The sequence below is a fragment of the Tardiphaga sp. vice154 genome, assembly GCF_007018645.1.
Classification (GTDB): Bacteria; Pseudomonadota; Alphaproteobacteria; order Rhizobiales; family Xanthobacteraceae; genus Tardiphaga.
The window spans coordinates 3050895-3075711 of record NZ_CP041399.1; the positions used below are offsets into that span (position 1 = coordinate 3050895).

Genomic DNA, 24817 nt, shown 5'->3' on the forward strand with positions numbered 1-24817 from the left:
GTCGAGAAGACCGTGATCCGGCTCGGCACCCGCCCGCTTCGCTAATACCCACACCTGAACAGTTGATCGAGGCCGTCTGCGGCGGACCTCGCAGCACAGGGACAGGCCCCATGAAGATACATCCTGGCTTCGTTGGAATCGATATCTCGAAGGATTTTCTTGATATGTACGACGGCAGCGTCGGCGCGGTCCGCCGCGTCGATAACGGCCCGGAAGCGATCGAAGGCTTGCTCGCCGGGTGGTCCAGCAGCGACGTATTCGTGCTGTTCGAGGCCACAGGCCGTTACGACAAGGCACTGCGCCACGCCTTGGGCGCCGCCGGCATCGCCTTTGCCCGGGTCAATCCGGCTCGCGCCCGCGATTTCGCCCGCGCCGCGGGCTTCCTCGCCAAGACCGACGCCATCGATGCGCGGATGCTGGCCGCCATGGCGCAGTGCCTGCGCCCCGGCGCCGATGGCATGGCCGATCCAGCACGCGAGCAGTTGGCCGAGTTGCACAAGCGCCGCGACCAGCTCGTTGCCTTCCGCAAGCAGGAACGCACCCGTCTCAAGGGCGCCAAGGATCTGGCCGCGAGCCTCTCGGCCCACATCGCCTGGCTCGATGCGGAGGTCCGGAACTTCGACCGGCAGATCGCCACCCTGATCGCACAGCAGCAGGCGTTGCATAATGCCCGGCGCCTGATGCAGTCGGTGCCGGGCATCGGCCCGGTGTGCTCGGCCACGTTGCTGGCGTTGATGCCCGAGCTTGGCTCACGCTCGCCCAAGGCCATCGCGGCCTTGGCGGGACTGGCGCCATTCAACACCGACAGCGGCAAGTTTCGCGGTACCCGGCGGATTCACGGCGGCCGGCGCAGGGTTCGCGAAGCACTCTACATGGCGGCAGTGTATGTCACCCGGACGAGATCGCGCTTCGCACAGACCTACCAGGCGCTGCGAAAAGCCGGGAAGCCGGCCAAGGTCGCTCTCATTGCCGTAGCCAGAAAACTGCTGCTCACCCTCAACGCCATCATCAGGGAACAACAGCCCTTCCGCGCGTGATGGGCAAATTACAGTTGCCGGATCTGCGGCGCACCACACCGCCAAACGGCGGCGCGGTGCACCGCGTCCGGGGAACGATGTCGAGCGTGCCGCCAAGCCGACTAATTATTGTGCGTGCGGTGCAAAAGGCTGGCACTCCAACTCGTCCTTTGCCCCCGACACGCTTGCCAAGGCGTTGATCGAGGGGCGTTTTTCTCCCATTTCATTTTGGCACAGGACTTGAATGCACTGACCTGCCGGCGTTCGTTGATGCGCGCCGGCCACGTTCCGATGGATTTCCGCAGCAACGAGGCTGATCGGACCGCACCCTGACTTCATGCCGGCGCGAGGCGCTGAGCTGGACCTGCGCGGTCACATTCCGTTCCCCGTTGATGCCCACGACAGTGGCTGCAGGAGTCTTTTGCGCGATGAAAATCGACCCCGTCTCGCTTGATTTTACCGACGAACAGAAGCGCTACCTCGAAGGATTTTCGACCGGCCTGCAGATCAGCCGCGTTGGCAAAGGCCTCGGCGGCGCGGCAGCGAAGGCCGCGGCCGAACCGGTCGGACCGGAGGCGCCGCATCTCCGGGCGCAGGACCGCGTCATTGCGTCCGGCAGGAAGCTGGTCGATCAGGAAAAGTGGAAGCGCGAGGAACATCCGTTCGACGCCTATCCGCGCCTCAAGGAGCAGGCGGCGATCGACGCGCGGCCGTCGCCCGCGGACAATTTTCGCTGGCGCTATTACGGGCTGTTCTATGTCGGTCCCACGCAGGATTCTTACATGAGCCGGCTGCGGATCCCGAACGGCATTCTGAAGCATTGGCAGTTCGCAGGTCTTGCGGATCTCGCGGACGAGTTGTGCGGCCCGTTCACCAACGTCACCACGCGTGCCAATCTGCAGATGCGCGAGATCCCGCCGAAACATGCGGTCGCCTGGATCGAGGGCGTGCAGGATCTCGGCCTGTGCTCGCGAGGCTCCGGCGCCGACAATATCCGCAACGTCACGGGCACGCCGACCGCCGGCATCGATCCGCAGGAACTGCTGGATACGCGGCCCTATGCGCGCGAGTGGCACTATCACATTCTCAACGACCGCACCTTGTTCGGCCTGCCGCGAAAATTCAACGTCGCCTTCGACGGTGCCGGCAAGATCGCGGTGCTGGAAGATACCAACGACATCGCGTTCGGCGCGGTTGAAGTGAAGGAAGGTTTTGGCGTCGAGCCGGGCGCTTGGTTCAAGCTCGGCATCGGCGGCATCACCGGCCACAAGGATTTTGCCAAGGACACAGGCATCATCGTCCGTCCGGCCGATGCAACGAAGGTGTCGGATGCGATTGTGCGCGTCTTCATCGATCTCGGCGACCGCACCAACCGGCTCAAGGCGCGGCTGAAATACGTCATCGACGGCATGGGCATGGCAAAGTTTCTCGTGCTTGTGGAAGACAAGCTCGGCCATGCTTTCACGCGCGTGCCCGCGGAAGCGCTGCTGCCGCGGCCGGAGGTCGATCGCAATGCGCATATCGGCGTGCACCGGCAGAAGCAGGCCGGTCTGAACTGGATCGGCGTCGCGCTGCCGCTCGGTAAAGTGACCTGCGAGCAAATGCGCGGACTGTCGAAAATTGCCGCCGATCTCGGCGACGGCGATATTCGCCTCACGGTCTGGCAGAACCTGCTGATCCCCGGCGTGGCGGACGACAAGGTGGCGTTGGCCACGGCCGCGATCGAGGCGATCGGCCTGGCTATCAAGACCACGGAAGTCCGTGCCGGCCTGATCGCCTGCACCGGCCGCGCCGGCTGCAAGTTCGGCAATGCCGACACCAAGCGCACCGCGGCTGAAATCGCCGACTGGGTCGATCCGCGGGTGACCCTGGACACGCCGATCAACATCCATCTCACCGGCTGCCATCATTCCTGCGCGCAGCATTACATCAGCGACATCGGCATGATCGGCGCGCGCGTCGCAGTAGGCGACGGCGATGACACCGTGGACGGCTTTCACGTCTTCACCGGCGGCGGCTTCGGGCCGGCGGCGGATGTGGGGCAGGAAGTCTATCATGACGTCAAGGCCGAGGACGCGCCGGTAGTCGTCGAGAAATTGCTGAAGGCCTACATGGCGAACCGTGCTTCTCTGGACGAAACCTTCCTGACCTTCGCGCGCCGCCACGATGGCGAGAAGCTGCGCCAGCTTGCCGAACAGGTGTCCGCATGAACCAGATGACGCCGCCGCCAAGAATCGAGATCATCCCGCCGTCCGCACCATTCTCCGAGGCGCAGCGCTCCTGGCTGAACGGGTTCTTTGCGGGGCTCTTATCGAATGCGCCTGCGCCGTTGTCGGCCGGGCAGGGCGCCACCATTACGCCGGAAGAAGACGACGGCGCGCCGTGGCACGACCAGACCCTGCCGTTGCCGGACCGCATGAAGCTCGCCGAAGGTCGCCCGATGCGGCGCAAGATGATGGCCGCGATGGCGCAGCAGGATTGCGGCCAGTGCGGCTACAACTGCAACGACTATGCCGATGCCATCGCCGGCCGTGCCGAGCCGCGCCTCAATCTCTGTGTCCCCGGCGGCAAGGAAACCGCGCGGATGCTGAAGGCGCTGAACGAGGAAATGGAGAAGTCGCCAGCGACTGGCGCTGCCGCGCCCGCGGCGAAGCCATCAACCACCGAGCCGGTCGAAATCGCTGCGCCCGATCCCGCCACGCTAGGCCGCTCGCGCGACAATCCGGCGCCGGCAATCTTTCTCGGCCGCCGGCTGCTCAACGGCGCTGGCTCCGAGAAGGAAACCTGGCACATTGATTTCGACTTGTCGGGCTGCGGGCTCGATTATGTCGTCGGCGATTCCTTCGGCGTGTTCGCGTCCAACGACCTCGGCCATGTCGATCAGATCATCGCGCTGCTCGGCGCCTCGCACACCACCGAAGTCCGCGGCAAGACGCTGCGCGAGGTGCTGCGCTACGACGTGTCATTGGCGCCGGCGCCGGACAGCCTGTTCGAACTGATCTCGTACCTCACCGGCGGCGCGCACCGTGCAAAGGCGCGCGCACTCGCGCAGGGCGAGGATCCCGACGGCGATGCCGCGTCGCTCGACGTGATGGCGGCGCTGCAGAAGTTTCCGCATGTGCGGCCGCATCCCGAGGCCTTCATCGAGGCGCTGGAGCCGCTGCAGCCGCGATTGTATTCGATCTCCTCGTCGCACAACGCCACGCCCGGCAAACTGTCGCTGACGGTCGATGTCGTCCGCTATGTCGTCGGCAAGCGCAAGCGGCATGGCCTGGCCTCGAGCTTTCTCGCCGACCGTATCCAGCCCGGCGACGAGCTGAAGGTCTATGTGCAGAAGGCGCATGGCTTCGCGTTGCCCGAGGATCCCAGCGTGCCGATCATCATGGTCGGCCCCGGCACCGGCATCGCGCCATTCCGTGCCTTTCTGCATGATCGCAAGGCAACGGCGGCACCCGGCAGGAACTGGCTGTTCTTCGGTCACCAGCGCAGCGTCTCGGATTTCTTCTATGCCGATGAGCTCAACGCGATGAAGGCGGAGGGATTCCTGACCCGGCTCTCGCTGGCGTGGTCGCGCGACGCGAACGAGAAATTCTACGTCCAGGACCGCATGCGCGAAGTCGGGCGCGACCTCTGGACCTGGCTGGCCGATGGCGCACATGTCTATATTTGCGGCGACGCCAAGCGGATGGCCAAGGACGTCGAACGCGCGCTGGTCGATATCGTCGCGCAATATGGCGCGCGAACCACCGACGAGGCCGCCTTGTTCGTCGGCGACCTCAAGAAGAAGGGCCGCTTCCAGCTCGACGTATATTGACGCAAGTACCGCGTAGGTTGGGCAAAGCAGGCGTGCCCACCATGACGGCGGGCGAGGCAATGGTGGGCACGGCGCAAGGGCCCTTTGCCCACACTACAAGTGCATCGCCGGGCACGGCTCTTGCATATCATTCGCGGCTGACACCTGGGATCAGCCGCAGCGAGAGCATCAGATGCACACCACAAGCCGACGACAGTTCATTCGCCTCACCGCCACCGCGGCGGCACTGTCCACCACCAGCATCAAGGCCTTCGCCGCCGATCGCACCATCAAGATCGGCACGCTCAAGCTGATCCACGGCATCACGCCTTACTTCTATGAGAAGTTTGCGCCGGCCGGCGTCAAGATCGAAGTGATCCCGTTCGAAACACCGACCGACGGCAAGAACGCAGTGGCGACGGGTACCGTCGATTTCGGCATCTTCGGCCTCGCGGCTGCGACGCTCGGCGGCGCCAATGGCGAGCCCGTCGTGGTCATCGCCGCCGCCTGCAATCGTGGCATGGCCGTGGTCGCCAGCAAGGCGTCGGGCATCACCACGATCAAGGAATTGAAGGGCAAGAAGGTCGCGATCCTGCCGGGCTCGACCCAGGAGGTGGTGATCCTCGATCGGCTCGCGGCAGAGGGCATGACAGTCAAGGACGTCGAAGCGATCCGGCTGTCATTCAGCGACATGGCGCCGGCGCTGGCCCGCGGCGACATCGACGCCTATGTCGGCGCAGAGCCCGGCCCCGGCATCAGCCTCGCCAACGGCGTCGGCGTGATCGTCGAATATCCCTATTCGACGCCGACCGGCTCGCTGAACATGGTGCTCGCAACCGGCCGCGCGCAAATCGAGAAGGACCCGGAACTGGTCAAGACGCTGCTCAAGATCCATCGCCAGGCCACCGAATACGCGATGAAAGACCTCGAGGCGTTCGTGGCCGTCGCGATGCAGAAGCTCGGCCAGCAGAAGCCGTCGATCGAGCAGGCCGCCCCCAATGTCGAACTGACCTGGAAGATCGACGACCAGTTCCTGAAGCAGGCCAATTATTACGGCAGCCAGATGCTCGCCAAGAAGCAGATCCGCCAATTGCCGGACTACAAGACCTTCATCGACCCAAGCTTCGTACAGGCACTGGCCGCGACGTGACGTTGCAATCCGCGGTCGACGATCTGCCCGAGGCGAACGTCGTAGTGTCACCCGCACCGCTTCCCGTCGTCCGCGGGCGCATCGCACAGCGGCTGCGCACGATCGGCCTCGCATGGATCGTGCCGGTCTGCCTGCTGCTGTTCTGGGACGCGATGGTGCGCTGGACCGGGACGCGGCTGGTGCCGTCGCCCTGGGGCGTGGCCGTGATGATGTGGGATTTCGCCTTCGGCGGAATCTATGACGACGCCTACAGCGCCAGCCTGCCGATCCACTTCTGGAAGAGCGTGCAGCGTGTCTATGGCGGCTTTCTGTGCGCGGCGGCGCTCGGCATTCCGCTCGGCCTGATGATCGGCCGCATTCCTTTGCTGCGCGCGCTGCTCGATCCGACGCTGTCGCTGCTGCGGCCGATCCCGGTGACGGCGTGGCTGCCGCTGTCGATGATCTTCTTCGGCCTGGGTCCGCGCTCCGCGGTATTCCTGGTGTTTCTCGGCGCGTTCTATCCGATCCTGCTCAACACCGTGTTCGGCGTGAAGTCGGTCGATATCAGGTTGTTCGAAGCCGCCGAAATGCTCGGCTGCAGCGGATCGAAACTGTTTCGCGCCGTCGTGCTGCCGGCGGCGCTGCCCAGCATCTTCAACGGGCTGCGGCTCGGCGCCAGCTTTGCCTGGATCCTGATCGTGGTCGGCGAGATGACCGGCGTGCCCGAAGGGCTCGGCGCCGTCATCATGGACGGCCGTACGCTGTCGCGCACCGATCTCGTCATCACCGGCATGATCATCATCGGCGTCACCGGCTATGTATCGGACCGCATCCTGCTGGCCCTCAGCCATTACTTCCTACGCTGGAGCCCTCAGCATGGCTGATCAACCGACCATCCTCGACATCTCCGCGGTGCAGAAATTCTACCAGTCGTCGGGCGGCCCGGTGGAAGCGCTGCGCGGGGTCAATCTCACCATCCGCAAAGGCGAGTTCATCTGCCTGCTCGGCGCCTCTGGCTGCGGCAAGTCCACGCTGCTGCGCATCATCGCCGGTTTCGAGAAGGCGACGCATGGTTCAGTCGCGATGTACGGTTTTCCGGTCGACAAGCCCGGACCGGAACGCGGCATGGTGTTCCAGGACTACGCGCTGTTTCCGTGGCTGACGGTGCGCGACAATATCGGCTTCGGGCCGAAGCAGCGCGGCATCGCCTCGAAGATCGTGGCGCAACTGACCGACAAATTCATGGCGATGGTCGGGCTCACGGCCTTCGCCGATCGCTATCCGCACGAACTGTCCGGCGGCATGAAGCAGCGCGTCGCGATTGCGCGCGTGCTCACCAACGACACCGACATCCTCCTGATGGACGAGCCGTTCGGCGCCCTCGACGCGTTGACCCGCAGCAAGCTGCAGGAAGAACTGGTCGAGATCTGGCGGACGACCGGGCTGACGGTGATTTTCGTCACCCATTCGGTGGAGGAGGCGGTTCTGCTCGCCGATCGCGTGGTGGTGATGACCGCGGGCCCCGGCCGGATCGATTGCGAGATCGACATCGACCTGCCGCGCCCGCGCGATGTCGCATCAGTGGAGTTCAACACGCTGCGCCGTGACGTCACGCGAAAACTGACCAGCCATCTTGCGCGCAGCGTCCCGGCGATGGCGACGGCTGACTCCTGAAAAATACTGCCAAATAGAATGCTCGCAGGCGCCCGTGAGAGAGTATTTTTGCCTGCGCACGCCTGCGTCGGCAGGGTCGGCATCGCTATTTCGCGGAGCCTCTTGCATCAAGCCCAGTTCGGCATTTCCTTAGTCGCACGATGAAGCGCTGGAGAGGCATGATGCGCGAACTGTCCGCGGAAACCCGTATGTATAGCCAACTCCGCGCGCAGCCGCGGCGCTCAGCGAGGCGATTTGCGACCTTCTGCTTCTATAGCGCGTTCGCTTTGCTCGTCGCCATCGTGTTCGGCACGTTGTCGGTGCGCCCGTTCTGACGCGTTCGGAACGACCTCTTTTCGAGAATGGACTTCGAGTGAATCTGAGCATCAGGCGCCAGCCGGAAACGGCCGACGATGCAGCCTCGTCGATTGAACGTGCGCAACAGCTCGCACCGGGCTTCGCCGAGCGCGCGCCGCTGCATGACCGCGCCGCGAGTTTTCCGTTTGAGAACTTTCAGGAGCTATCGGATGCCGGCCTGCTGGCGCTGACGGTACCGTTCGTGCTGGGCGGCGGCGGCGTCGGCGTCCGCGAGGCGGCGCAGGTGGTCAACATCGTCGCCCAGGCCGACGCCGCGACCGGCCTCGTGCTGGCGATGCATTACATCCATCATCTGGTGATCGCGGACAGCGAGCGCTGGCCCACGCATCTGGCGCGCAAGCTGGCGAAAGAAACGATCGACGGGCTCGCGCTGGTCAATGCGCTGCGCGTGGAGCCGGAGCAGGGCTCGCCTTCGCGCGGCGGTCTGCCGGCAACGACGGCGACGCGTACCGCGACCGGCTGGCGCCTCAACGGGCGCAAGATCTATTCGACCGGCGCGCCGATTCTGAAATGGTACACGGTGTGGGCCAAGACTGACGAGCCGGAGCTGCGTGTCGGCATGTTCCTGGTGCCCGCCGGCCTGCCGGGCACGACGATCAATGAGACCTGGGATCATCTCGGCCTGCGCGCCTCGGGGAGCCACGACGTCGTGTTCGACGACGTGGTATTTCCGCTCGATCATGAGATCGATGTGCGAAAGCCGTCGGAGTGGGGCGGACCGGACCTGACGCAGGCGACCCTACAGGCGGTGCTGGTCGGCGCCGTCTATGACGGCGTGGCGCGCGCCGCGCGCGACTGGGTCGTGCAGTTCCTGCAGCCGTCGAGGAAGCCCTGTCGCTGACCAGCAATCACGGCCTCAGCCGAACCAATCCGCTCGAGCGGCATTTCCGTGATGTGATGTGCGGTCGCGTCCACACCCCGCAGGACGACGCCACGCGCCTCGGCGCCGGCCGCCTTGCCCTCGGCCTGTAATTCAACCCATCAAGGGAGACAACCCATGTCCATCGAATTTATCGGCTTCATCACCAACAACGATTCTTCCGAGACGCGCGTGCGCTCCGGCCCGGTGCTCGATCCCGGCTACATCGAGACCGTTGCCAAGGCACATGAGCTCGCCGGTTTCGACCGCGCGCTGCTGGCGTTTCATTCGATCACGCCGGACGGCCTGCAGGTTGCGCAGCACGCGCTGGGCGTCACCGAGCGGCTGAACATGATGATCGCGCAGCGGCCGGGCTTCACCTCGCCGACGCTGCTGGCGCGCCAGCTCGCCGTCATCGACCAGCTCTCCAAGGGCCGCGTGTCGCTGCACGTCATCACCGGCGGCAATGCCACCGAGCTGCGCCAGGACGGCAATACGCTCGACGACAAGGATGAGCGCTACGCCCGCACCGACGAGTGGCTCGACGTCATCAAGCAGGAATGGACCAGCGAGAAGCCGTTCACCTACATGGGCAAGTACTACCAGGTCGAGAATGGCTTTGCGCAGGTCAAGCCGTATAGCCCGATCCACATCTTCGTCGGCGGCGCGTCTGACGCCGCGATCGAGGTCGCCGGCAAGCACGCCGACAGCTTTGCGCTGTGGGGCGAATCCTACGCCCAGGTCCGCGACGTCACTTCGCGCGTCCGCGCTGCGGCAGCCAGGCACGGCCGGCCGCCGCCGCGCTTCAGCCTGTCGGTGCGGCCGATCATCGCCGATACCGAGGAGAAGGCCTGGGCCAAGGCCGATGACATTTTGCCCCGCGCGACCGCGCTGCAGGACAAGACCGGCTATCGCAAGCCGGCCGACGGCCATGCCACCGCTGGCGCGAAGCGGCTGCTGGCGCTGGCGGAGCAGGGCACCCGCATCGACAAGCGGTTGTGGACCGAGATGGCTGCGCTGACCGGCGCCAACTCAAACACCACGGCGCTGGTCGGCACGCCCGAGCAGGTCGCAGAAGTGTTCGGCGACTATTACGATCTCGGCGTCAGCCATTTCCTGATCCGCGGCTTCGATCCCCTGATCGACGCCATCGACTACGGTCGTGATCTCATTCCCCGTACCCGCGAACTGATCGCGGGTCGCGGTGTTCCCAAGGAAGTTGCAGCCTGATGAAAAAACTTATCCTCGTCGCAGCAATGCTTGCGGCATCGCTGTCCTCCGCCCGTGCCGAAACCACGCTGATCGTCGGCGACCAGAAGGGCAATTCGCGCGCCGTGATGGAAGCCTCCGGAGTCCTCAAGGATATGCCGTACAAGATCGAGTGGAAGGAGTTTGCCGCGGCAGCGCCGTTGCTCGAGGCACTCGGCGCCGGTGCAATCGAGACCGGGCTGGTCGGCGACGCGCCGTTTACCTTCGCAGCGGCCGCCAACGTGCCCGTCAAGGCGATCGGCGCGATCCGGCAGACACAGGACGGTCTGGCGGTGCTGGTGCCGAAAGAGTCTGCGATAAAGAGTTTTGACGAGTTGAAGGGCAAGAAGATCGCGACCGGCCGCGGCTCGATCGGACATCAGCTCATTCTCGCTGCGCTGGAGTCGAGGGGCTGGACGCCTGCCGACATTCAGCTCGTATTTCTCGCGCCCGCCGACGCCAAGGTCGCTTACAGCCGCGGCTCGGTCGATGCGTGGTCGACCTGGGAGCCCTATGTCAGCCAGGAGGAGGTGCTGTTCCAATCGCGCCGCATCCTGACGGCAGAAGGCCTGACCTCCGGACTCAGCCTGCAGGTCGCGACACCAACCGCGATCAAGGACAAGCGGCCGGAGTTGGAAGACTATCTGCAGCGGCTCACCAAGGCGCGCGCCTGGGCTCTCAGCAACGGGCAGAGCTATTCGGAGACCTGGGGCAAGCTGATGAACGTGGCGCCGTCGGTGCCGCTGAACTGGCTCACGCGTGCAAAAATCCGTATCGCACCGATCGATGATGGCGTGGTGGCGGACGAGCAGAAGACGATCGACCTCTATCTGCGCGCCGGGCTGATCACGCAGAAGCTCGATGCCGCGACGTTGGTCGATAGATCGTTCAGCGACGCGATCGGCAAGGGCGCTGGGTTGTAGCAGCGAACTCTGTCGTTCCGGGGCGCGAGCGCATCAGCGCGAGCGAACCCGGAACCTCGACATGTTCAACACATCTGGATTCCCCGCCACTCCAATTGGAGTGGCTTAGGTTCGCGTTCGGCTTACGCCGCCCGCGCCCCGGAATGACAGCCTTGGCTCGGAATTATCCCATCCGTAAATCCACGTATGGCCTGTCTCTCCTCGTCGGCACAGGATCGCCGCCGAACGGAGACAGTATCACGCATCACGGCGATATTTCATCCAGCAAGGACGCGGTCGGCGTCGCCGTCGTGAACTACAAGATGCCGCGGCTGCATACCAAGGCCGAGGTGCTGGCCAACGCGCACAAGATCGCCGACATGATCGTCGGCATGAAGTCCGGACTGCCCGGCATGGACTTGGTGATCTTCCCGGAATATTCGACGCAGGGCATCATGGACGACTCCGCGGAGATGTACGAGACGGCTTCACAGGTCCCGGGCGAGGAGATCGACATCTTCGCAGTCGCCTGCCGCAAGGCGAAAGTGTGGGGCGTGTTCTCGCTGACCGGCGAGCGGCATGAACAATATCCCAACAAGGCGCCGTACAACACGCTGATCCTGATGAACGATCAGGGCGAGATCGTGCAGAAATATCGCAAGATCATGCCGTGGGTGCCGATCGAGGGCTGGTATCCCGGCAACTGCACCTATGTGTCGGAAGGCCCAAAAGGCCTGAAGGTCTCGCTGATCATCTGCGACGACGGCAACTATCCCGAGATCTGGCGCGACTGCGCGCTGAAGGGCGCCGAACTGATCGTGCGCTGCCAGGGCCACATGTATCCGGCCAAGGACCAGCATGTGCTGATGGCCAAGGCGATGGCCTGGGCGAACAACGTCTATGTCGCCGTTGCCAACGCTTCCGGATTCGACGGCGTCTACTCGTATTTCGGCCACTCCGCGATCATCGGCTTCGACGGCCGCACGCTCGGCGAATGCGGCGAGGAGGATTACGGCATCCAGTATGCGGCGCTGTCGAAATCGCTGATCCGCGATGCGCGGCGCACCGGACAATCGGAGAACCATCTGTTCAAGCTGCTGCACCGCGGCTACACCGGCACCATCAATTCCGGCGAGAGCAACAAGTGCGTCTCGGGCTGCCCGTTCGATTTCTATTCGACCTGGGTCAACGATCCCGAAAAGGCCCGCGACAATGTCGAGGCCTTCACCCGCACCACGGTCGGCGTCGAGGAATGCCCGATCGAGGGATTGCCGCACGAGGGCATGCTGAACGATCGCTGAGGCACGGGCGTCACGCGCAATGTTCGGCGATGAAATCTCGGAAGCGCGGGTCGCCGACATGGGCGATGTTGACACGCATGGCTGGCGGTGATGACGACCCGTCCGGATTGAAGGCGGAGCCGGGCGCCAGCAGGATGCTCTGCTCGGCGGCGATGCGCGATAGCTGCGTGTCGTTGATGTGCTCGGGCAATCCGCACCACATGTAAAATCCGCCGCGCGGCTGGCCGAACACCGGCAGGCCGATCTGCTGCAAGGTGTCAAATGCCTGGCGCGTGGCTTCCTCGATCCGTCCGGTGAGGCGCTTCAGATGGCCGCGGTAGCGCCCGCTGGTGATCAGATCGAAAATGATCTGCTCGACATAGCCGGAAGAGTTGGCACGCGTGATCATCTTGAGATCAGCGAGCTGGCCGATCACGTCGGTATTGCCCGCGATGTAGCCGGAGCGCAGGCTGGCTGACAGGGTTTTCGCGAAGGTGCCGACATAGGTCACGCGGTCGAGCTGGTCGAGCGCCGCCAGCCGCGGCGTCGCATTCGCCAGCACGTCGACGAACGGATCGGATTCCACGATCCGCAAGTTCAGTTCGCTGGCGGTTCGCAACACGCGGTACGCCACGGGCAGGGTGATCGAGCAGCCCGTCGGATTCTGCGCCAGCGACTGCGTGAAGAAGATTTTGGCGCCTGATGCCGCAGCCTTGGCGGCGAGATCGTCGGGATCGGGACCGTCGACCGTGCGGCGGACGCCGATCAGCTGCGCCTTCGCCAGCCGCAGCTTGCCGAACAGCGGATAGTAGCCGGGGCTGTCGACCAGTACGGCGTCGCCCGGCTCGACGAACTGGCGCACGATCATGTCGAGCGCGTCGTTGGCACCCTGGGTCAACAACACCTGCGCCGGCGCAGCCGCGATCGAGCGCTCGGTCAGGAAGCCCGCGATACGTTCGCGCAGCGCCAGCAGGCCGTAGGGACTGCCATAGCTCTCGGGCAGGGTGCGCTGGCCGGGCCGGCTCACCGGCCGCAACTGGCCGATCTCGGCGCCCTCCATCCAGGCCGGAGGCGGCCGGCCATCGCCGACGCGAACCTCGTAGCGCTTCTCGAGCTGTTCGCGCAGCAGCCAGACGCTGTCGACCGCGTCGATGCGCGCAGGCTCAGGCGTCTGCGTGCCCTTCGTCCGGTTCAGCGACACGTAGAAGCCGGAGCCGGGGCGGCTCTCGATCTGGCCGGCGGCAACCAGACGATCATAGGCATCGACGATGGTGTTCTTGGAGGCCGCGAAGGCGAGTGCCGCGTGGCGCGTCGAGGGCAGGCGTTCGCCGGGCCGGATCAGCCCCCGCTCGATGCGGGAAATGACCTCGTCCACGATGGTTTCGACCCGCGAGCGGCTGTTCCCCCGGTCAGGCTGCTGAACTGTACCCATTGCACCGATGGTACGGACCTTAGCCAAATAGTGCAAAGCGTTCCTTGCGGCGTACCCCTCTCACCGTACAGTTTCCGCAACCGAAAAGCCCCCAGAGGCATCGGACCGGAGACGCTTGATGACCATCCCCCAGCACGGCCACAACCGCTCGTCGCGGATCGGCGGCTTTCACCGCAAGTCGCCGCAGGAGCGCCTCGACCTCGTGGCCGCCTTCGCCGGGCTCGACGACGCGACCACGCGGCATCTCGCCGACATGGGCAACCTGCCGGTGCCATTGGCGGACAAGATGATCGAGAACGTCATCGCCACGATGAACATTCCCATCGGCATTGCCACGAATGTGAAGATCGACGGCGAAGACGTTCTGATCCCGATGGCGACCGAGGAATCCTCCGTCGTCGCCGCCGTCTGCAACGCGTCGCGCCAGACTTACGATCAGGGATTCACGACCTCGGTGTCGGGGACGCTGATGATCGCGCAGGTGCAGGCGGTCGATGTGCCCGATCCGCACGCCGCGCGGCTGCGGCTGCTGGAACGGCGCGACGAGATCCGCGCGATCTGCGACGGCTGTGATCCGCTGCTGGTGAAGCTCGGCGGCGGCTTTCGCGATGTCGAGGTGCGCATCCTCGATACGCTGGGCGGCACCATGCTGATCACCCACCTGATCGTCGATACCCGCGACGCGATGGGCGCCAACGCCGTCAACACTATGGCCGAGAAGATCGCGCCGCACATCGCCGGCTGGACCGGCGGCCGGGTGTTCCTGCGCATCCTCTCCAATCTCGCCGACCGGCGGCTGGCGCGCGCGCATGCGGTGTGGAAGCTCGATGAGATCGGCGGCGCAAGCGTGCGCGACGGCATCCTCAGCGCCTACCACTTTGCCGCCGCCGATCCCTATCGCGCGGCCACCCATAACAAGGGCATCATGAACGGCATCAGCGCCGTCGTGCTGGCGACCGGCAACGACACACGCGCGGTCGAGGCGGGGGCGCACGCCTATGCCGCCCGCGACGGCCGTTACACCAGCCTGACGCGCTACGAGATCAACAAGGACGGCGATCTCAGCGGCTCGATAGAACTGCCGCTCGCGGTCGGCCTGATCGGCGGCGCGACCAAGATCCATCCAACCGCCCAGGCCTGCCTGAAAATCCTCGGCGTCACCACCGCGGAACGGCTGGCCCGGATCATCGCAGCGGTTGGCCTGGCGCAGAATTTCTCGGCGTTGAAGGCGCTGGCCACGGTCGGCATTCAGTCCGGCCACATGGCGCTGCATGCGCAGAACGTCGCGATCATGGCCGGCGGCGTCGGCGACGAAGTCGATGCGGTCGCCAGGGTGCTGGTCGAGCAGAAGACCGTTCGCATCGACGTGGCGCAGGAAGTTCTGAGCAAGATGCGGGGCTAGCCGTACGACGACACCAACGAACAACAAAACGACCATTGGGAGGATACCAGATGAACAAGATGAAAATGTTGCTGCTCGCCGGCACGGCCGCCGTGCTGACGTCGCTATCACCAGCCAGCGCGGAGATTCCGAACAAGACGATCAAGCTCGGCGTGCTGACCGACCTCAGCGGTTTTGCCGCGGACTCGACCGGCCCCGGTTCCGTCGTCGCAGCGAAACTTGCGATCGAGGATTTCAAGGCCGAGAAGCCGGACCTCAAGGTCGAGTTGATGCAGGCGGATCACCAGAACAAGGCCGACATCGGCGCATCGCTGGCGAAGCGCTGGATCGACATCGACAAGATCGATGTCATTCTCGACGTGCCGTTCTCGTCGGTCGCGCTGGCCGTGCAGGAAGTGGTGCGCGGCAGCAAGACGGCCTTCGTGGCGTCGGGGCCGGGCACTTCGCTTCTGACCGGCGAGAAGTGCTCGCCGAACACCGTGCACTGGACCTACGACACCTGGGCGCTGGCGCATGGCACCGCGCTGGCGCTGCTGCGCGCCAAGAAGGACACCTGGTTCTTCGTCACCGCCGACTATGCGTTCGGCCACGCGCTGGAGAAGGACGCCTCCGACGTCATCAAGTCGGAGAACGGCAAAATTCTGGGCGCCGTTCGGCATCCGACGGGCACGTCCGACTTCTCGTCCTTCCTGCTGCAGGCGCAGTCGAGCAAGGCGAAGATCGTGGCCTTCGCCAATGCGGTCGGCGACACCGTCAACTCGGTCAAGACGGCGTCGGAATTCGGCCTGCAGGCCGGCGGCCAGGAATTGGCGGCTTTGCTGATGCAGCTCAGCGACGTCAACGCGATCGGCCTGAAGGATGCCAAGGGACTGTATCTGACCGAAGGCTTCTATTGGGACACCGACGAGGGTACCCGCAAGTTTGCCGATCGTTTCGCGGCTCAGATGAACGGCCGGCGTCCGACCGCCAATCAGGCCGGCGTCTATGCCGGCACGCTGCATTACCTGCGCGCTGCTGCGGCGGCCGATTCATCGGACGGGCAGGCGGTGGTCGCCAAGATGAAGGAACTGCCGTCGAAAGATCCGCTGTTCGGCGAGGGCAAGGTCCGCGCCGACGGCCGCCACATCCACAACATGTATCTGTTCCAGGTCAAGACGCCGCAGGAATCCAAGGCGCCGTGGGACTTCTACAAGCTGATCGAGACCATCCCGGCCGCCGAAGCGTTCCGCCCCATCGAGCAGGGCAACTGTGCGATGGCGATGAAGTAGCGCTTGTTTCCCTCGCCCCGCTCTTTGTTCAGCCCGGAGACATAGCTGACGCCTGTTCGGATACATCACTGACACTTTTGCTGCCGGTCAAGTCGATTTCGCCGACTTGCCGGCTTCCGAAGAACACACCGTAGTGGCCGTCGCGGTCCTTAGGGCGGATTGCCAAGCGCTCGCCGCGGAAGGCTTTTGGCACGCGCCAAGGCCTGTTCCTGAAACTGATGCACCGATCGTCGGAGACGCGGCGGACGATCTCGCCGTCGGCGTATTCGATCTCGGCCGGCTTGTCCGGCATCGGTCGCGCACTGGGCTTGTAGCGCGAGGCGGGAACGTCCATGTCGAGCGCCTCATGAGGGCGTTGGCAGTTGTAGACGGTGCGCCAGGCATCGCAGGCACGCTGAACCTCCAGCAGGTTGCGGAAGCGCCGCAGGGCGAACACCTCGGCCTTGAGCGTGCGGTGGAAACGTTCGTTCTTGCCGCGGCTTTGCGGATGATAGGGCCTAGCATAGATCATATCGACGCCGAGCCGCAGCAGCCAGACCCGCAGGGCTGTCCAGCGTGAGCCGCCGCTGTCACCCCATGGCGAGCCGTTGTCGACGAACAGCGCATCCGGCATGCCGTAGCGGCGGAAGGTGCAGGTCAGGTGCTGCTGCACCGTTGTGCTTTGTTCGTTGGCGCAAGCGCCGATGCACAGCGAATAGCGCGAGTGGTCGTCGATCACGGTCAGCGGATGGCTCGCCGAGCCGTTCTCCAGTGGCATGCGGCCTTTGAAGTCCATCTGCCACAGCTGGTTCGGCGCCTCCTTCTCGAACCGCCCGAGCAACTGTGCCCGCCCACCCGGCGGCGGGATGATGCGGCCGTTGCGGGACAGGATCGCATGCACGGTGGAAGTTGCCGGCGGCGACACGCCGGCGCGTTACAGGCAGGATGCGATCTTGCGCGCGCCCCACGCGGGATGGGCATCGCGCACGGCCAGCACCTGCGCCTCGATCGCCGCATCGCTGCGTCGCGGACTGACATGCGGCCGCCGCGACCGATCGGCGAACTCCGCATCGCCGGCCTTAGCCCGCTCCATCCACTTGTAGCCGGTGTCCGGGCTGATCCCAAACCGCCGGCACAACTCCCGCCGGTTGACGCCCTCCTGCCTCGCCAAAAGGGCAAACTCGCGCCGCTGATCCATCACCGACACCTCTCGCCATGGCATGGAAGCCTCCTGAAAAAGGGCATTCCAGCCAGTATGGATGTGTCAGCTATGTCTCCGAACACCTGTCAGGGATCTGTCCGGGCTGAACATCTTGCGGGGAGAGGGTGGCTCGAAGGACCGCACGTCATTCGAGACGGGTGAGGGGCAACTAAGTGTTTCACTCGCAAGTGCCCCTCACCCCAGCCCTCTCCCCGCAAGGGCGGGGCGAGGGAGCGCGACGCAGGCGCGTCGTAGTGAGATAAGTTAGCCCGCCACCTTGAACGGCTTGACGTCGATCCCCGCTTCCTTCAGCTCGGCGCGAATGCGTTGCGCAATCTCGACGGCGCCGGGCGTGTCGCCGTGGATGCAGACCGTGTCAGAGCGCAGCTTGATCACCTTGCCAGTGATCGCTGCCACCGCGCCGTCCTGCACCATCTTCACGACGCGCTCGGCAATCAGAGCGGGATCGTGCAGCACCGCGCCCGGCTTCTTGCGCGACACTAGCGTGGAATCCTCGTTGTAGGCGCGGTCGGCGAATACTTCGTGGACCATCGGCAGGTTGGCGGCTTCGCCGGCATCGACGAGTTTCGAATTCGCCAGCACGACGAAAACGAGGTTGCGGTCGACCGCCTTGATCGCGGAGGCGATCGCGCGCGCGGTCATGTCGTCCTCGCAGGCGACGTTGGACAGCGCGCCATGCGCCTTCACATGGGTGACCTTGTAGCCCTCAAGCGCGGCAACCGATTGCAGCGCGCCGATCTGATAGGCCACCAGATTCTCGATCTCGTTTGCGGTGAGCCCGGCGATCGGACGGCGGCCAAAACCGTGCAGGTCGCGGTAACCGGGATGTGCGCCGATCGAGACGTTGCGCGCTTTTGCAAGCTGCACGGTCTTGCGCATGGTGTCGGCGTCACCGGCGTGAAAACCGCAGGCGATGTTGACCGAGGTGGCCAGTTCGATCATGGCGGCGTCGTTGCCCATCTCCCAGGCGCCAAAGCCCTCGCCGAGATCGCAGTTGAGATCAATGTTCATGGTCATGCTCATCGTTGCGGGAAGGGAACTAGTCTTGCGCTATCGGCTGGCTCTGCCAGGTCCAGGCGTCCGTCGCGCTGATCGCGGCGCCTGCGACATTGGTGGAATGCAGCGCCTCGATGTCGATCGTCAAATTATCGGCGTCGTGGACGCGGCCGGGCAGGCTTTGCAGCAGTTGAGCAAAGGCGCGGTATTCGGCTTGCGCCTCGGCCATCGTGACAGCCTTGAAACGAAAACCGCGGCCGGGCTGGGTCTGGCCGAAGCGGCCGAGATCGGCAGAAATCACGGTAGCGATTTTTGGATAGCCACCCGACGTGCCGCGATCCGGCATCAGCACGATCGGCGTGCCGGCGCCCGGCACTTGGATCGAGCCGTTGACGGTGCCATCGGAGACGATGTTGTGGCCATGCAGATGCCTGACGGCGGGGCCTTCGAGCCGATAGCCCATCCGGTCAGACATCGCCGAGATCTTCCACTCGCTGTTCAGGAACAGGTCCTTGTCGTCGCCGAACTCGTCATCCTGCGGGCCCATCACGACGCGGATCGGGCCGTCGGCCGGCGCCGGCAGATCGATGCGCTTCTCGCTGGCGCTGCGGGCGGCCGTCACCTGCAATTCGTCGCCGGCCTGCAATGGTCGCGGATAGGGGCTGCCGAGCCCGGCGCGGGCGTTGACCGCAAGGCTGCCGAACATCGGTTCGCCGGTGACGCCGCCCTCGATCGCGAGATAGCCGAAGGTGCCGGCGCGCGCGACGCCGAGCGTCAGACTCTCGCCGTCGGCAAGGGTCATCGAGCTGTTCAGGGCCAGCGGCACACCGCCGACGTCGGCTGGACGGGTGGCGCCGGTCAGCGCCACGCGCACGGCACCGTCGCGCGCCGTCAGCACGGTATTGAGCGGTCCGAGTTCGATCGTGGCTGCAAACAGCGCATTGCCGACCAGCGCATTGGCGGCGGCCAACGCCAGCCGATCGACCGCGCCGGAGGGCACCAGCCCGTAGCGCTGCGCGCCGAACCGGCCGGCGTCCTGCACCGAAGTCCCGGGGCTGACCGAAGTTACGACGAGCCGGCTCATGATACGACCTCGGCGACAAACTCACCGGCCTCGGCCGCGCGTTCCTGTTCGGCGAAGGTCTTTTCATCGACGGCAATAAAGCTGATGGCGTCGCCGGGTTCGAGCAGGAAGATCGGGTCGCGCCCGAGCTGATAGGTGCGGACCGCCGTGCGGCCCAGCAGATGCCAGCCGCTGGGGCCCGCAAGACATTGCACGCCGGTCTGGATTCCGCCGATCGAGATCGTGCCGGGCGGCGTCAGCAGCCGCGGGTCCTTGCGCCGCGAGATCTGCATCGAGGCGGGCAGGCCGGAGAGATAGGACCAGCCCGGCGTGAAGCCGATCATCGCCACGCGGTAGTCGCCGCCGACATGCCGCGACACGACTTCGTCGGGCGTAATGGCGAGCGTTTTGGCAACGTCTTCGAGATCGATGCCATTGTCGCCGCCATAGGCAACCGGGATGCGCCAGCGCCGCGTTGCGGTCTGCTCGGGCAGCGGCCTGAGCGCCAGCTCGGTAAGTTGCGCGCCCAGCGCCTCGAAGTCGATCTGCAGCGGATCGTAATGCACCAGCAGCGAGCGATAGGTCGGCACCGTCTCGGTCACGCCGGCAAGGGCGGCGCCCGCGACAAGCTTGTCCAGCGCCAGCACGCGGCGGTTGGCATCCGCGTCGATGGTGCGGCTGAATTCGACGGTAATGGCGGCATCGCCAGACGGCAGGATGCGGGGCGGGGTGAGCGGGTCGGCCATGGCCTCACAACATCAGTCTCGGGACAGTGCGTGCATAGCGCGTTTTGCCGAACAGTGGAATTCGCAATCTGCGAATAAGCGAGCGACTTCAATTAATTAAAACGTGTGTTCGCGATAAGCAGGATTGATCGACGCATTGCTGCACGACGATTGTGCGGGGTTGACGCGGCGGCTTTCCGCCGCAAGATGCGCCGCCTGTCTATCTCGCACCCAAAGAGCCCCCGCGCATGTCCCTGACCCCCGAAGCCATCGCCACCCTGTCCAAGGTCTCCACGGCGACCATCACCACGGTCCTGTTGAAGAAGGGCTTGCGAAACGTCTGGCTGCGCGGCGCCAAGCCGCTGCGCCCGGGCCAGCCGCGCCTGGTCGGCCCGGCCTTCACGCTGCGTTTCGTGCCCGCCCGCGAGGATCTCGCCACGCCGGAATCATGGTCGTCGCCGATCTCGACCCGCACCGCCATCGAAGCCATGCCGGAAGGCTGCATCGCCGTGGTCGATGCGATGGGCATCGTCGACGCCGGTATTTTTGGCGACATCCTCTGTGCCCGCATGCAGAAGCGCGGCGTCGCGGCCTTGATCACCGATGGCGCGGTGCGCGATCTGGAAGGCGTGCTCGGCACCAACCTCCCGGTATGGTGCGCCGGCTACGCCGCGCCGCCGTCGGTCGCGGGTCTCACTTTCGTCGGCTGGGGCGAGCCGATCGGCTGCGGCGGCGTTGCGATCTTCCCGGATGACGTGATCGTCGCCGACCAGGATGGCGCCGTGGTGATCCCGAAGGCGTTCCTCGACCTGATCCTCGCCGAGGGCGCGGAGCAGGAGCGCATGGAGGCGTGGATCGTCGACGAGGTCAACAACGGCGCGACGCTGCCAGGCCTCTATCCGATGAACGCCGAGACCAAGGCGCGCTACGCCGCGTCGAAGAAGTAACGCATCACAACAGCGAGGCCGTGCCGATGAAGATTCATGCAGCCAATTCGCGTCCCACCGTTCGGGCGCCGCAGGACTACTTCACCGGCACGGTCTGGCAGGACCCGATCATTGCCACCGAAGCCCCGGCGCGGCTTGCCGCAACAAGGGTGTCGTTCGAGCCCGGCGCGCGCACCGCCTGGCACACCCATCCGCTCGGCCAGACCCTGTACGTCGTCTCCGGCGTCGGCCGGGTGCAGACGCAAGGCGGGCCGATCCTCGAGATAAAGCCCGGCGACACCGTATGGATTCCGCCGGGCGAGAAGCACTGGCACGGCGCGGCGCCGGACCACGCGATGGCGCACATCGCGATGCAGGAAGCGCTCGACGGCAGCTTCGCCACCTGGATGGAGAAGGTCAGCGATAGCGAGTATGGCGGCAACGTAGGGTCTGATACTTAGACTGTCATTCCGGGGCGGGAGCGGCGTCAGCCGCGAGCGAACCCGGAATCTGGGAATGTTCAGAACAGCCAGATTCGTTCAGCTCTCGCCGTTCGCCTCGCGATCATAATCCGGCATGCGCTTGCCGAAGGTCATTTCGTTCTTCAGGGCCTCGAAGCGGCGGCGGGCGCTGGCTTCCCGGGCATCGATGAAACCGACGATTTCGTGCCGCGGCATGGGGCCAAGCACCAGCGGACGCGAGCTCGGGCCTATCGTCTCGTCGACGAAGTACTGCCCCTCGTCGTCGCGCCGGGCCGTCCAGCGAAAGCGGATGGCGTCGAGCGGGCCGGGGCCAAGCTTGCTGTAGCTGTCGACGTCGATCTCCGGCGTCAGGACCGCGGGCTCGCGAGCCACGGCAGCCGCTGCAACTTCCGTCAGCGGCACGACCTCAGCTTTGCTGTCGGGCTTCTCGTGCGAGTGATCGAGAATGCTCGCGATCGCCGCGAGGGCATGATCGGTCGGATCGTTTTGAGTCAACTAGGCTACCTCCGAAAAAACGCGATTATCGCATGGTTTCATGCGTCAAGCACGTCGGCATTGACGGCGTTTGGCCGGATCGGCTCGCCGTCGAGCACGCTCAGCATGTTGCGCGCGGTCTGCAGCCCCATGCGATCGAGCGCCTCGCGCGTGACGCCGGCGACGTGCGGGGCGATGATCACGTTGGGCAGCTCGAACAGTTTGTGGCCGAGCGGCGGCGGCTCGACCTCGAACACGTCGAGGCCGGCGCCGGCAAGTTTCCTAGCGACCAGCGCGTCGTACAACGCCGTCTCCACCACGATGCCGCCGCGCGCGGTGTTGATCAGATAGGCCGTGGGCTTCATCCGCGCGATGCGTGGCGCATCGAACAGGCCGATCGTGTCGCTGGTCTTCGGGCAGTGCAAGGTGACGAAATCGGCGTGCGGCAGGGCCGCGTCGAGGTCGCTGACCGGCTCGCAGCCGGCTTCCCGGATCGTCTCGGCGGAGACGTAGGGGTCATAGACCTGCACGGTCATTTCCATGGCCAGGCAGCGCCGGGCAGTGCGCGTGCCGATCCGGCCGAAGCCCACCACCAGCACGGTCTTGCCGAACAGATCGAACGGCAGCATGCCGAACCGCGTGCTCCAGTTGCCATCCTTGACCAGCGCATGCAGCTCGACCGCGCGCTTGGCCAGCGTCAGCATCATGAACAGCGCCTGCTCGGCGACGGAGGGCGAGTTCGCCGTGCCGGCGATCATCAAGGGCACCTTGCGCTTGTTGAGCGCCTCGACGTCGACGGCGTCATAGCCGACGCCGATCCGCGCCACGACCTTCATGTCGCCGGAGGCTTCGAGCTCCGCTTCGCCAAAGCGCGTCGCGCCGAGCGCCACGCCGTGCACCGGCGCCTCTTGCCGCAGCAGCGCGTTGAAATCTGTGGCGGAGATCAAATTGGGGAACTCGACCGTCTCGATGTCGCCGCGCTCATCGAACAACGCGCGGCCCTGCGGCGACAGCGATTCGGTAATCAGCAGTTTCTTCTTGTTTGTGGTCATCTCGTTCCGTCCCGCGTTTGCTTTTGAGCGTCTTGCCGATGTCGGCCGCGCCCGGCGTTTCTAACAGGCCTATTGCACCAAGGTCCATCCGGGTGTGGCATGGCGGCCATCGACTCGCCGTCTTCGGAAACGATAGGATTCGGGCGTGCCGGCGATTGGTGGGCGCGACGTAATGGAGATGCTCTCATGACCCGACTGATCCGACCGACGCCGCGGCGCGCCGGATGGCGTGGTGCGCTCGGTGTCGCCACCATCATGCTTCTGACCGGTTCGGTGGTCGTCCACGCGCAGGGGCTGGTGCAGGGCGTGCAGCGGGGCGCGGCGCAGGGCAACAAGGCAGCGGGTCCGATCGGCGGCGTGCTGGGAGGCGCCATCGGCGGCGTCGTGGGTGTGGTCGGCGGCGTGCTCGGCGTGCCCGCCAACAATACCACCGTGCGTGGCCCGGCGCAGGCCGGCACCCGGCAACCGAAGGAGACGAAGGCGGCGCGCAATGCCCGGCTCAAGAAGGCCAGGGAGGCCGCGCAGGCCGCGCCGGGCTCCGAGCCGGAGCTGACGGCCGAGCAGGTCGTCGCCAACAGCGATGCGAATATCGCCCGCATCAAGACTGCGCTGAACCTGACGCCGGAGCAGGAGAAAAACTGGGCCGGCTTCAACAGTGCGATGCATTATCTCGGCAACAACGGCGCCGACCGCCTTAAATTGCGCATCGCCCGCGCCAAGCGCGACCCGCCGGATGATATCATCGAGCAGATGCGCAATGAGGCGCAGTTCCTCAATGACCGGGCGGTCGACCAGCGCAATGTAGCCGATGCCGCAGAACCGTTGTTTGCCAGTCTCGATGCCCGGCAGAAAGCGTTGTTTATCGAGGAAATGGTCCGCCTGAGCCGCGAACGCGGGCTCGACTGAGGCCAGGGAACCGGGATGGAACCTGTTGGCGTCCGGGGTGTTTTCATCACGACACTGGAGAACACCATGACCGACAAATTTGATCCCGCCCCGCACGACAAGCACGCCGTCAGCATCGAAGAAGCCGCCAAGGCCGACCGCAAGAAGCATGGCGAACTGAAGGCCGGTCTGGAAGGCTCGTTCCCCGCCTCGGACCCCGTCAGCGCCACGCAGCCCGCCAGGAGCAAGCCGGACGGCGACAGCAAGAACTAGCCGCCACTGAACAGCAACACGCGAACGTGTTGCTGTTCAGACCGCGGCGTTAAATTTCTGTTAATCATGCGGTTGCACCCTGTTCCGATACACGGCGAGCGATGGAGAATTCCGTTGGCGACCATGATCTCGAATAGCGACACTGCCCCGGCTGTGGACATGATGTCGGGGCGGGGTGAGATCTTCACCATTCACGCCACGCGGAACGACCAGAGCATGGTGACGCACCGAATCATTCCGGACGTCGCTGTGGCCCAGGCCCGGGTGCTCAACGACGCCGGTTGGCGGGTGCGAATCTCCGGCCTCGGCGGCCGTCAGTTTGCACCCTCCGAATTCCACCAGCTTTTGACCTACGACCGCATAGGCTGAACCGATAGGAT

23 protein-coding genes and 2 pseudogenes are annotated in these 24817 nt (G+C 65.0%); 18 read left to right on the forward strand and 7 right to left on the reverse strand.

Translation table 11 applies throughout. The features are described from left to right. Positions 1 to 110 precede the first annotated feature (110 nt). The 11 genes and pseudogenes from FIU28_RS14215 (at position 111) to FIU28_RS14260 (ending at position 12279) form a co-directional block, all read left to right on the forward strand. A complete protein-coding gene (locus FIU28_RS14215) occupies positions 111 to 1037 on the forward strand; it encodes an IS110 family transposase (RefSeq protein ID WP_143576190.1) in 927 nt (308 codons plus the stop codon). A gap of 407 nt (positions 1038 to 1444) precedes the next feature. Next, positions 1445 to 3226 carry a NirA family protein gene (locus tag FIU28_RS14220; RefSeq protein ID WP_143573907.1) on the forward strand — a complete coding sequence of 594 codons (1782 nt, stop codon included), beginning with the start codon at positions 1445 to 1447 and terminating at the stop codon, positions 3224 to 3226. After that, positions 3223 to 4830 (forward strand): sulfite reductase subunit alpha, encoded by a 1608-nt coding sequence (locus tag FIU28_RS14225; protein WP_143573909.1) that lies wholly within the window; start codon positions 3223 to 3225, stop codon positions 4828 to 4830. Before FIU28_RS14220 ends, FIU28_RS14225 begins: the two co-directional genes overlap by 4 nt. Before the next feature lie 172 nt (positions 4831 to 5002). Beyond that, positions 5003 to 5959, forward strand: a complete 957-nt coding sequence (locus FIU28_RS14230; protein WP_143573911.1) for an NrtA/SsuA/CpmA family ABC transporter substrate-binding protein — start codon at positions 5003 to 5005, stop codon at positions 5957 to 5959. A 23-nt stretch (positions 5960 to 5982) separates the two neighbouring features. Next, complete coding sequence (locus FIU28_RS14235) at positions 5983 to 6822, forward strand: ABC transporter permease (protein WP_441351300.1); 840 nt, start codon at positions 5983 to 5985, stop codon at positions 6820 to 6822. Further along, positions 6815 to 7612, forward strand: coding sequence for an ABC transporter ATP-binding protein (locus FIU28_RS14240; RefSeq protein WP_143573913.1), 798 nt, complete (start codon positions 6815 to 6817; stop codon positions 7610 to 7612). The genes FIU28_RS14235 and FIU28_RS14240 overlap by 8 nt, the downstream gene beginning before the upstream one ends. Positions 7613 to 7770: 158 nt before the next feature. Then, complete coding sequence (locus FIU28_RS26445; RefSeq protein WP_168202811.1) at positions 7771 to 7926, forward strand: hypothetical protein; 156 nt, start codon at positions 7771 to 7773, stop codon at positions 7924 to 7926. Positions 7927 to 7976: 50 nt separating this feature from the next. Further along, positions 7977 to 8941, forward strand: a pseudogene (locus tag FIU28_RS14245) (acyl-CoA dehydrogenase family protein). Between the two features lie 25 nt (positions 8942 to 8966). Further along, a complete protein-coding gene (locus FIU28_RS14250) occupies positions 8967 to 10058 on the forward strand; it encodes an LLM class flavin-dependent oxidoreductase (protein ID WP_143573914.1) in 1092 nt (363 codons plus the stop codon). After that, on the forward strand, positions 10058 to 10999 hold the full coding sequence (locus FIU28_RS14255; protein ID WP_143573915.1) for an ABC transporter substrate-binding protein: 942 nt from the start codon (positions 10058 to 10060) through the stop codon (positions 10997 to 10999). The genes FIU28_RS14250 and FIU28_RS14255 overlap by 1 nt, the downstream gene beginning before the upstream one ends. A 236-nt stretch (positions 11000 to 11235) precedes the next feature. Next, complete coding sequence (locus tag FIU28_RS14260) at positions 11236 to 12279, forward strand: aliphatic amidase (RefSeq protein WP_246661003.1); 1044 nt, start codon at positions 11236 to 11238, stop codon at positions 12277 to 12279. Positions 12280 to 12289: 10 nt separating this feature from the next. Here FIU28_RS14260 and FIU28_RS14265 read toward each other — a convergent pair whose 3' ends face one another. After that, positions 12290 to 13633 (reverse strand): aminotransferase-like domain-containing protein, encoded by a 1344-nt coding sequence (locus FIU28_RS14265; RefSeq protein ID WP_441351642.1) that lies wholly within the window; start codon positions 13631 to 13633, stop codon positions 12290 to 12292. Positions 13634 to 13808: 175 nt separating this feature from the next. Between FIU28_RS14265 and FIU28_RS14270 the strand changes: the two genes are divergently transcribed. Next, positions 13809 to 15092, forward strand: coding sequence for a hydroxymethylglutaryl-CoA reductase, degradative (locus FIU28_RS14270; RefSeq protein WP_143573918.1), 1284 nt, complete (start codon positions 13809 to 13811; stop codon positions 15090 to 15092). A gap of 59 nt (positions 15093 to 15151) precedes the next feature. Continuing rightward, on the forward strand, positions 15152 to 16360 hold the full coding sequence (locus FIU28_RS14275; protein WP_441351301.1) for an ABC transporter substrate-binding protein: 1209 nt from the start codon (positions 15152 to 15154) through the stop codon (positions 16358 to 16360). A 28-nt stretch (positions 16361 to 16388) separates the two neighbouring features. Here FIU28_RS14275 and FIU28_RS14280 read toward each other — a convergent pair. From FIU28_RS14280 to FIU28_RS14295, 4 genes and pseudogenes are all read right to left on the reverse strand, one after another. After that, positions 16389 to 17561 (reverse strand): annotated as a pseudogene (locus FIU28_RS14280) (IS481 family transposase). Positions 17562 to 17804: 243 nt separating this feature from the next. Next, entirely contained in the window at positions 17805 to 18578 is a 774-nt protein-coding gene (locus FIU28_RS14285) for a 5-oxoprolinase subunit PxpA (RefSeq protein WP_143573920.1), read from the reverse strand. Positions 18579 to 18600: 22 nt separating this feature from the next. Then, on the reverse strand, positions 18601 to 19641 hold the full coding sequence (locus FIU28_RS14290) for a biotin-dependent carboxyltransferase family protein (RefSeq protein ID WP_143573921.1): 1041 nt from the start codon (positions 19639 to 19641) through the stop codon (positions 18601 to 18603). After that, a complete protein-coding gene (locus FIU28_RS14295; protein WP_143573922.1) occupies positions 19638 to 20366 on the reverse strand; it encodes a 5-oxoprolinase subunit B family protein in 729 nt (242 codons plus the stop codon). Before FIU28_RS14295 ends, FIU28_RS14290 begins: the two co-directional genes overlap by 4 nt. Positions 20367 to 20593: 227 nt before the next feature. Between FIU28_RS14295 and FIU28_RS14300 the strand changes: the two genes are divergently transcribed. Together FIU28_RS14300 and FIU28_RS14305 are read left to right on the forward strand one after the other, a co-directional pair. After that, the gene (locus tag FIU28_RS14300) at positions 20594 to 21292 is read left to right on the forward strand and encodes a ribonuclease activity regulator RraA (protein ID WP_143573923.1); all 699 of its coding nucleotides are present in this window, start codon (positions 20594 to 20596) and stop codon (positions 21290 to 21292) included. A gap of 26 nt (positions 21293 to 21318) precedes the next feature. Then, entirely contained in the window at positions 21319 to 21732 is a 414-nt protein-coding gene (locus FIU28_RS14305; RefSeq protein WP_143573924.1) for a (R)-mandelonitrile lyase, read from the forward strand. 78 nt (positions 21733 to 21810) lie between these two features. On the opposite strand, the gene FIU28_RS14310 is transcribed toward FIU28_RS14305, so the two are convergent. Together FIU28_RS14310 and FIU28_RS14315 are read right to left on the reverse strand one after the other, a co-directional pair. Beyond that, positions 21811 to 22248, reverse strand: a complete 438-nt coding sequence (locus tag FIU28_RS14310; protein ID WP_143573925.1) for a hypothetical protein — start codon at positions 22246 to 22248, stop codon at positions 21811 to 21813. Positions 22249 to 22286: 38 nt separating this feature from the next. Beyond that, a complete protein-coding gene (locus FIU28_RS14315) occupies positions 22287 to 23279 on the reverse strand; it encodes a hydroxyacid dehydrogenase (protein WP_143573926.1) in 993 nt (330 codons plus the stop codon). 195 nt (positions 23280 to 23474) lie between these two features. Between FIU28_RS14315 and FIU28_RS14320 the strand changes: the two genes are divergently transcribed. The 3 genes from FIU28_RS14320 (at position 23475) to FIU28_RS14330 (ending at position 24806) form a co-directional block, all read left to right on the forward strand. Next, positions 23475 to 24185: a Spy/CpxP family protein refolding chaperone gene (locus FIU28_RS14320; RefSeq protein WP_441351302.1), complete on the forward strand. Its 711-nt coding sequence runs from the start codon at positions 23475 to 23477 to the stop codon at positions 24183 to 24185. 66 nt (positions 24186 to 24251) lie between these two features. Next, the gene (locus FIU28_RS14325; RefSeq protein WP_143573928.1) at positions 24252 to 24437 is read left to right on the forward strand and encodes a hypothetical protein; all 186 of its coding nucleotides are present in this window, start codon (positions 24252 to 24254) and stop codon (positions 24435 to 24437) included. Between the two features lie 114 nt (positions 24438 to 24551). Continuing rightward, the gene (locus tag FIU28_RS14330) at positions 24552 to 24806 is read left to right on the forward strand and encodes a hypothetical protein (RefSeq protein WP_143573929.1); all 255 of its coding nucleotides are present in this window, start codon (positions 24552 to 24554) and stop codon (positions 24804 to 24806) included. Positions 24807 to 24817: the final 11 nt, after the last annotated feature.

Coding starts and splice junctions, on each gene's coding strand:
- FIU28_RS14240 (WP_143573913.1), top strand. CDS start 6,815: ATGGCTGATCAACCGACCATCCTCGACATCTCCGCGGTGCAGAAATTC.
- FIU28_RS14290 (WP_143573921.1), bottom strand. CDS start 19,641: ATGAGCCGGCTCGTCGTAACTTCGGTCAGCCCCGGGACTTCGGTGCAG.
- FIU28_RS14305 (WP_143573924.1), top strand. CDS start 21,319: ATGAAGATTCATGCAGCCAATTCGCGTCCCACCGTTCGGGCGCCGCAG.
- FIU28_RS14300 (WP_143573923.1), top strand. CDS start 20,594: ATGTCCCTGACCCCCGAAGCCATCGCCACCCTGTCCAAGGTCTCCACG.
- FIU28_RS14230 (WP_143573911.1), top strand. CDS start 5,003: ATGCACACCACAAGCCGACGACAGTTCATTCGCCTCACCGCCACCGCG.
- FIU28_RS14215 (WP_143576190.1), top strand. CDS start 111: ATGAAGATACATCCTGGCTTCGTTGGAATCGATATCTCGAAGGATTTT.
- FIU28_RS14220 (WP_143573907.1), top strand. CDS start 1,445: ATGAAAATCGACCCCGTCTCGCTTGATTTTACCGACGAACAGAAGCGC.
- FIU28_RS14315 (WP_143573926.1), bottom strand. CDS start 23,279: ATGACCACAAACAAGAAGAAACTGCTGATTACCGAATCGCTGTCGCCG.
- FIU28_RS14250 (WP_143573914.1), top strand. CDS start 8,967: ATGTCCATCGAATTTATCGGCTTCATCACCAACAACGATTCTTCCGAG.
- FIU28_RS14285 (WP_143573920.1), bottom strand. CDS start 18,578: ATGACCATGAACATTGATCTCAACTGCGATCTCGGCGAGGGCTTTGGC.
- FIU28_RS14255 (WP_143573915.1), top strand. CDS start 10,058: ATGAAAAAACTTATCCTCGTCGCAGCAATGCTTGCGGCATCGCTGTCC.
- FIU28_RS26445 (WP_168202811.1), top strand. CDS start 7,771: ATGATGCGCGAACTGTCCGCGGAAACCCGTATGTATAGCCAACTCCGC.
- FIU28_RS14225 (WP_143573909.1), top strand. CDS start 3,223: ATGAACCAGATGACGCCGCCGCCAAGAATCGAGATCATCCCGCCGTCC.
- FIU28_RS14325 (WP_143573928.1), top strand. CDS start 24,252: ATGACCGACAAATTTGATCCCGCCCCGCACGACAAGCACGCCGTCAGC.
- FIU28_RS14270 (WP_143573918.1), top strand. CDS start 13,809: ATGACCATCCCCCAGCACGGCCACAACCGCTCGTCGCGGATCGGCGGC.
- FIU28_RS14295 (WP_143573922.1), bottom strand. CDS start 20,366: ATGGCCGACCCGCTCACCCCGCCCCGCATCCTGCCGTCTGGCGATGCC.
- FIU28_RS14275 (WP_441351301.1), top strand. CDS start 15,152: ATGAAAATGTTGCTGCTCGCCGGCACGGCCGCCGTGCTGACGTCGCTA.